The sequence below is a fragment of the Lysinibacillus sp. NPDC056185 genome (genome assembly GCF_047737915.1).
GTDB lineage: Bacteria > Bacillota > Bacilli > Bacillales_A > Planococcaceae > Lysinibacillus.
Genome location: NZ_JBLLLQ010000064.1, coordinates 1 through 5,227, shown reverse-complemented (window position 1 = coordinate 5,227; position 5,227 = coordinate 1). Strand labels below are relative to the sequence as shown.

Here is a 5,227-nt window from a genome sequence, read left to right as displayed (position 1 = left end):
CATTTACACGTAGGGACGATAGATATCGCGGTACCACTTATTCGCCTTCATTCCCTGTACGGATAATGCTCCTGCAATAACTAGATCATCGTGATTTTTTTCTGTATTTCCTCGCTTATTACCTAACTTTCCATTTGTCTCTACAAACATTTGCATCTGCTGTAAAGTCTGCTTACACTCAATATTTATTAAACCTTTCTCAAATGACTCTTTAAAATCACTAATCATGATAGCTTTTGTTTTATCTGTAGTCATGTAACCTAGTTGTAACTTTTTCTTACCACGTTCATCAAAAATCTTTTGCTTATACATATTTTCATATCCACATTCTTTGCGTAGACGTTCGATAACTGGAAGACCATACGAATTTCTCTCGACAACTAAAAAAGCGTAGTTATACCAACGTCCGAGAACGTCAATCAACTCCGCAAACTCATAAACTGATATTTTATTACTTTCAAATGTTAATACTTGCTGTCCATCTTCATCAAAGCCAACAATAGTAGATGAGTCATTATTTCCACCTGAACCCGATGCCGTGTCTACTCCAAAGTAATATTTTTTACCCTTCTTAGGATAATCGAATAATACAATTCCCTTACTAGCCCATTTTCGAATGCTCTCGGGTAACTTCTCACGTACCTCATTCTTATTAATTGGCTCATTTGCATAGGATAATCTGTTTAATACCTTTGTTTGATTAAATACCGCATTTCCTGTCGAAATAAAACTTTCTAACGGATTGGAAGGATACTCCTGATAAAAGTCACTCTCTGATCCAAGATCCAACATCTTCCATCTTCGCCATGTCAATTGAGTGAGTGTAGCACCTGACTTATGCAGATTCATTTCTTCCTCATCTAAATCATTTTTAGTTAATTTTTTACCGTTATTATTAGCCTTATACCATTCAACGGCTTCCATATAATCATGAGCAAATTGTTTCGCATATAACTTGTGATAAAAAGGTACAAAGTAAGCAATATATTTCGATTTATTCTTCATTGCTTGCATATACAGTCGGTAAAAATGATTCCCTGTACCATTAGATGTTGTTTCAATTGTTAATTGACTCTCACTACCTTTTGCAAGCGACTGTTCAACTGATAGTAATTGCTTTTCTTGATTACCATAAAAGGCAAATTCAGATAAATGTATATATGTATAGGTACTGCCTCGACCAACATCTTTATTTCCTGCCGTTACCGATTTAATTTTACTTCCATTCGCAAACACTAATTCATCCCTGTTATCCCTTTTCACTTTAGGAAATAAATCAGGATACCTTTCTCTAGGTATGTAATCATTCATTTGCTTTAACTTTTCAAATAAAGCCTTTGCGCTGTCTAATTTATAAGAAACGATTAAAATATTTTCATTTTCTCTAGTTAACGCTCTGAACAAAGCCCGCCCGAGGGTGAACGTGGAAATCCCAGATTGGCGGGCTTTTCCAACATTTATAAATCTGTTATGCTGCATCAATTCAACAATCTCTAACTGGGCATCGTTTAATTCAAATTTGACGACATCATTGTTGTTATCAGTTATGTATATAAAATTCTTCGCAAACAATGGGAAACTATCAAAAACTTTTTTAATCTTTGCATCCATATTAATCTAACTCCAACTCATCATATGTATTAGTGGACGGCTTACCTTTATTGGCTTGCTTGTTATATGCCTGTACTTGCTTATGTAAATCAAGAAGTAGTTTTATACCTTTCTCATCACCTACACTAGCCTTTTCCTTTGCAATAGCGTATAGTTCCTCTAAGTCCTTACCTGCTTGTGATTCTATATATAAATTGACAAAATAATGATATTGATCGGTCTTTTCCCACTTGTGCATATAAGAAAGCGACTGGCTTTTAATCTTCTTACATAGTTCTTCTTCTGTAAGTGGCACTTCTCGCAATACAGATAAATTATGCTTCCAAAGGAAATATTCTTTCTTCTTCCATGATACTGTATTTAATGCTTCATATATATTCATACTTCATAGATGTCAATGGAACTGTTTCTTGTCTACGATTTTTGCCGTAGATAGTCATTAAATAATTTTGCGTGTCTATATCAGACCATTGTAAATTTAACAATTCTCCTATGCGTATACCAGTACCTAGTAAGGTTGTAATGATGCAACTATTCCTGAACGCTAAAAATTGCTTATCCTTACCTTTTACCCTTCTATAATAAGCCAACATTTTTCTGATATGAGCATCAGTAAATACTTCAATTTGAGTATCTTCTTTCATCTTGCTTATTTTAAGGATTGGATTTTTTAGCAAAAACTCATTATCTTGTAAATGATTAAAAAAGGCTCTCAAGTGTTTCAGCTTTGTATTTATAGTAGGCGCTGAGTTTCCACGTTCATTTTTACAATAAAGTAAATAGCTTTTGATAATAGAAGGCGTAATATCATCTACATCAACTACTTCTTTCTCATATAACCACCTTTTAAATTCTCTAAAAAATGTTTTATAACTTTGCAATGTAGGTTTACTTAAATTTTGAAGTTCCTTTTCATCCAAAAAATCTTGTATTGCAAATTTTAATAACAAAAAAGACACCTCCTTTTAGATTTAAATAATCCAAGGGAGGTGTCTATATTATTTAGAAATAGGGCTATATAACACCACTATCCTAAAATACAATATAAATATTTAAAAATCTTACAATAATAACGCTTGTAGCACATCACCATTCCTTATAAAAAATGCTTTCCTCGTAGGGTTATGGTGTGTACTCATAATAGGCAGGTATCCTGACTCATGATCATCGCTACTTTTCTCCTTCCCGTCGTTAAACAGTGGTCTATGAAAAGTCGCTCACATTTACAGTTGCGGGACAGTGTCGGATTTGCACCGACTTCCCTTTTAAGTAAATTGCACGCAATTTACACCTATTAATTATTAATATTAATTGTAATTTAACACACTAATACATGTAGAGTAGATATTCCTTTTGTATTTCTGGTTTAAATTGTAATATGTATTCTAGTATTTGTCAAAAGACAAAAAAGGGCTATCCCAAATTAATGAGATAACCCTATTAATTATTCTAATTCTCTCGAACCCGACGACTATAATGTAGTGGTGAAGTCAATTTTTAACTCTTGCATAATTTCATCTTGCAATATACCTAGTTGGCAACCATAGTGGGAATCTAATGCCGAATGAAGTCATAATCCTCTAATGCAATTTCAAAGTTATTCATGATTGAATCTGTCGATTGCTTTCCCTGTCTTTTCTCACAAAAATATATTTTTTAATGCCTATAACTGAATAGTTTAACACCCCACTCCTTCTCTATAACTAACATAATATATAGTAAAAAGGAGGTGTTCTTTATGGGTTACTATGGTGGAAATGTTGGTGGCATAAATGAAGGTTGCTATTACGGTGGCGGTAATCGAAATGGTTCCGCATTTGCGTTAATTGTGGTTCTATTCATTCTTTTAATTATTGTCGGCGCTACTTTCATGACTGGATATTAACATTTTTAATTTAAGGGTCGCGCTCCCAGCCTGGTGACCCTTTTATAGTTCTATCCCGTAATTACATAACCCACGTCCTCACAACCTTCTCTTGTACAATTTCCATTCAATATAGAGATGTAATTAATATTAATCTGAAATTAGGAAATTGATTGGATTGATAAACGCAGAAGATATGCATCAGTGCTTATTAGCATGTTAGGTCTGAAGGAGAAAATAAAAAGGACTACTCAATTAAGGACAGTCCTAGTTTTTATTCTTATTTATTCATTCTTTCTACTTCTTCGTATAGGTCATGTTTAAACTTTGCATCTTTCATATCTCGCTTGTATTGCTCCCAATCTTCTACCTCTCGATTATTATCAATATTGCGGTAACACAAATCCTTGTCATACAGTAGCCCATCTCTGGATGATTCCATACAATTAGTCACTCGGATATAATGTTTTGCTGTAAAGTAACCTATAAAGATAAAACCGATTAGACAAACAATAATATTTACTTTCATTCTATTAGATACTTTCAATTTCTCCACACCTTTCTCCATAATACATTATATATGGAAACATAAACCTAAACTAGCGGATAATATCCATATCTAATCACCTGATAAGTAGAGTACACATTCTACTAGTTTTTACGAGATTGGATTGTACTCCGTGGGAACAATCTTCCCCACCAAGGGTATAAACATTGTATATACCCTTTTCGTTTTCGTCGACATTCTTCATCATATCTGGTGTCTTTAATTTAGATACCCTTGTAAGGTGGTCGTGATTTGCTACTACCTTCCCAACTTGTTGAGAATCTGCGTAGATGAAATGGCTACGGAGGTTTCTGCCTCTTGTGGTAGAATATCAGCGTACTTATTTCGAGTATGCCATATTACCTTGACCACGTTTATATGATTTAGACGGTATAATTGCTGAAATTCTCATATTAACATCACCTTTTAATAATTCTTGATATACGTCTTTAAATGTATCTCTACTTAAATATAAATACCACGAATCTGAATATCCTCCGTCAATAGGTGTTAATTCTCCGCAAAAGAAATCCTTTTCATTAGTGTATCCGTAATTATAATAACTACATAACTTAACAGTTCTATTTAAGTAGAAATCTTTATCTAAATTATTTGCTAAATCATACTGAACTTCTTTACTTGTTAAGTCAAGCAAATACCTATCAATAAATTTCTCATCTTCACTTGGTTCGACATATTCAGTAGCATACTGCTTGCCAGGATCAACATCTATTATTTTTTCTTGATAGTGTATACCTATTTTTAACATATTTATTTTTAAACATTTTTCTAACGCATCCTAAGATAAATACCGCAATCCCTTTTGAAAACTATACATATTATAGATTATAGATTATAGAAAGGAGGGATATTTTATGGAATACTGCGGAGAATTTCGCGAAGAGCGTCGCGAACGTAACCCATTCGCTTTTGTCGTTGTTCTGTTCATTCTTCTAATTATTGTCGGCGCTACTTTCATGAATAGAGGTTATTAATACCCTATATCTCCTAAAATGCTCATAACTATTGTAAGGTAATACTAATTTAACCTTACACCTCCAAATCTTTACTAAGGGTCACTATCCTCCGGGTGATCCTTTTAAATTCTCATCTTTCAATTTCATACTCAACCGCCTAAGGCATAATAAAAAGCCACACCTTGTTAGATGTGACCTTTATGTATTTATAATTATATGCGAATATAT

Annotated in this window: 7 protein-coding genes and 1 riboswitch; of the genes, 2 read left to right on the top strand and 5 right to left on the bottom strand. The window is 33.3% G+C overall.

The features are described from left to right. Nucleotides 1–3: 3 nt before the first annotated feature. Genes ACMZ42_RS26750 through ACMZ42_RS26740 form a run of 3 tightly spaced genes read right to left on the bottom strand, consistent with a single transcriptional unit; the run spans nucleotide 4 to nucleotide 2,561 of the window. Nucleotides 4–1,611, bottom strand: a complete 1,608-nt coding sequence (locus tag ACMZ42_RS26750) for a terminase large subunit domain-containing protein (protein WP_415733374.1) — start codon at nucleotides 1,609–1,611, stop codon at nucleotides 4–6. Between the two features lies 1 nt (nucleotide 1,612). Beyond that, on the bottom strand, nucleotides 1,613–1,993 hold the full coding sequence (locus tag ACMZ42_RS26745) for a hypothetical protein (RefSeq protein ID WP_415733373.1): 381 nt from the start codon (nucleotides 1,991–1,993) through the stop codon (nucleotides 1,613–1,615). Then, nucleotides 1,980–2,561 carry a tyrosine-type recombinase/integrase gene (locus ACMZ42_RS26740; protein ID WP_415733372.1) on the bottom strand — a complete coding sequence of 194 codons (582 nt, stop codon included), beginning with the start codon at nucleotides 2,559–2,561 and terminating at the stop codon, nucleotides 1,980–1,982. Before ACMZ42_RS26740 ends, ACMZ42_RS26745 begins: the two co-directional genes overlap by 14 nt. A 175-nt stretch (nucleotides 2,562–2,736) precedes the next feature. After that, nucleotides 2,737–2,921: riboswitch (cobalamin riboswitch) on the bottom strand. 428 nt (nucleotides 2,922–3,349) lie between these two features. Here ACMZ42_RS26740 and ACMZ42_RS26735 point away from each other — a divergent pair. Next, nucleotides 3,350–3,496, top strand: coding sequence for a YjcZ family sporulation protein (locus ACMZ42_RS26735; RefSeq protein WP_134019426.1), 147 nt, complete (start codon nucleotides 3,350–3,352; stop codon nucleotides 3,494–3,496). Nucleotides 3,497–3,755: 259 nt separating this feature from the next. On the opposite strand, the gene ACMZ42_RS26730 is transcribed toward ACMZ42_RS26735, so the two are convergent. Together ACMZ42_RS26730 and ACMZ42_RS26725 are read right to left on the bottom strand one after the other, a co-directional pair. Then, complete coding sequence (locus tag ACMZ42_RS26730; protein WP_415733371.1) at nucleotides 3,756–4,031, bottom strand: hypothetical protein; 276 nt, start codon at nucleotides 4,029–4,031, stop codon at nucleotides 3,756–3,758. Nucleotides 4,032–4,362: 331 nt separating this feature from the next. Next, nucleotides 4,363–4,791 (bottom strand): hypothetical protein, encoded by a 429-nt coding sequence (locus tag ACMZ42_RS26725; RefSeq protein ID WP_415733370.1) that lies wholly within the window; start codon nucleotides 4,789–4,791, stop codon nucleotides 4,363–4,365. A gap of 106 nt (nucleotides 4,792–4,897) precedes the next feature. Here ACMZ42_RS26725 and ACMZ42_RS26720 point away from each other — a divergent pair, with 106 nt between their 5' ends. Next, a complete protein-coding gene (locus ACMZ42_RS26720) occupies nucleotides 4,898–5,017 on the top strand; it encodes a YjcZ family sporulation protein (protein ID WP_370078913.1) in 120 nt (39 codons plus the stop codon). The last annotated feature ends 210 nt before the right edge of the window (nucleotides 5,018–5,227 follow it).